2 protein-coding genes are annotated in these 1,753 nt (G+C 67.9%); one reads left to right on the top strand and one right to left on the bottom strand.

From position 1 onward, the window contains the following. Positions 1-544: DNA polymerase Y family protein (locus tag I5E_RS06715; RefSeq protein WP_441294324.1), on the top strand; the 544-nt coding region annotated here is incomplete at its 5' end. Between the two features lie 336 nt (positions 545-880). Here the strand turns inward: I5E_RS06715 and I5E_RS06710 are convergent. After that, positions 881-1,561, bottom strand: a complete 681-nt coding sequence (locus tag I5E_RS06710) for a permease (RefSeq protein WP_083857898.1) — start codon at positions 1,559-1,561, stop codon at positions 881-883. Positions 1,562-1,753 lie beyond the last annotated feature (192 nt).

The raw sequence follows: 1,753 nt of genomic DNA, 5'->3' as shown, positions 1-1,753 counted from the left end.
GGGGCATCCGGCTCTCGGCACCCCGTGGGAGATCGGCCGGGCGATCCGCGCCGCCGTGTTCGCCGAGACCGGGCTGCACTGCTCGGTCGGCGCCGCGTCGACGAAGTTCGTGGCGAAGCTCGCATCGAGCCGGTCGAAGCCGGACGGCCTCCTCGTGGTGCCGGCGGCCGACAGCGTGGCGTTCCTCCACCCGCAGCCGGTCTCCGCGCTGTGGGGCGTCGGCGGCAAGACGCAGGAGACCCTCGAGCGCCGCGGCATCCGGACGGTCGGCGACCTCGCGACCACGCCGCTCGGCTCGCTCGTCTCCGCGCTCGGACCCGCCGGTGGCCAGCGGCTGCACGACCTCGCCTGGGGCCGCGACCCGCGGACGGTCGAGGCCGGCGTCGGTGAGAAGTCGATCGGGCACGAGGTCACCTTCGGCCACGACCTCACCGAGCGCGACGACGTCGCCCGTGAAACAGTCGGAGCCGAGTCGTCTGTGCTGACCAAGGTTCGGCGGAGCGTGAGGACGGATGCGGCCGTGTCGGCGAACAATGTCGGGTAGAAGTCGCGGGCGGGCTGCTCCCCGTAAAGCGGTGAGCTCACAATCGCGTCCGGCGTGAACAGGGCGAGCACCGCGTCTACGTCGGCTGATCCGAGAGCTGCGAGGTATGCATCGACGAGCTGTGTGAGGGTCGTTGCGGGGATGGTCATCAGTGATCGCTTTCGGAGGGGTTCGGCCCACAGCAGCTCGGGCCGGGCGACATTTACCAGCTTCCCATCACCAAAGGCGGAAGACGAACTTGGCTCGCTGGGTCCGGTTGACGACCGGCTATCGGTCGCGGGAGCGGCGCTCGGCTCGAACTCGACGTCGCGCGTCCTGCTGATCCGGCAGCGGGTTTCAGCCCATGCTCCCGCGGGCCGCGAGGAAGACGAGCACGGCGACGATAACCAGTACCACCGGCGCAAGGAACTGCAGATTCAGCATCGCTGCCCCTATCGATCGGTCGTGCCGTTTCAGACGTGGGTGGGGCATGGCGAGCAGTTGGCGACAGAGGTGCCGTCCGGTTGACAATCGGCTATTGTCCATCGCCGCGTGGCCCTCCATCGATCCGGCAAGGCCCTTGTCGGCTTGCTCGCGGGCGGCGTCGAGGATCTTGCCACGCATCCAGAGTCGGAAACCGAGGGCGATGAGGATGATCATGATTGGGCCGCCGATGAACTCCGCGAGGGTGAACTGCCAGCCCATCACGAACGCCAGGATCAGGCCGAGTTCGACGACGAGGTTCGTCGATGCGACCTCGAACGCCATCGCGGATGACAGGCTCGCGCCTTTCCGGAACAGGGCTCGTGCGAGTGCGACTGCGGCGTAGGAGCAGGACGATGACAGGGCGCCGAGTCCGGTCGCGACGCTGATCGCGCGAGGCGAGTCGTCGTGCATGAGCTTCATGATCCGGTCCGTGCGGACGACGGCTTGGATGATACCGGACAGGGCGAAGCCGAGGATGAGGGGCCAGAGGATCTCCCACCCCATGGAGCCAGCGGCTGCGAGGGCGTCGCCGAGCGCGTTGAGGATGAACATGTACACCTACTTCGTTGCGGTGCGGGAAGAGTGTCCCGCAGCGTCGTGAGAATGAGGGAGACCGGACCGGGGTCGGACCGGACCGGTTGCGCGCCGAGGAGGCGGTCAGCCTGCCTCGGCGCGCGCCGGGTCACTTGGATGCGAGCATGTCCTGCATCTGGGTGATCTGCTCGGTCTGGCTCTGCACGATCG

Origin of the sequence: Curtobacterium sp. B18 (genome assembly GCF_000333375.1) — a bacterium.
GTDB lineage: Bacteria > Actinomycetota > Actinomycetes > Actinomycetales > Microbacteriaceae > Curtobacterium.
This window is presented reverse-complemented; position numbering and strand designations above follow the sequence as displayed.

Excerpts from the sequence above, each read along its gene's own strand:
- I5E_RS06710 (WP_083857898.1), bottom strand. The coding sequence starts at position 1,561 with ATGTTCATCCTCAACGCGCTCGGCGACGCCCTCGCAGCCGCTGGCTCC.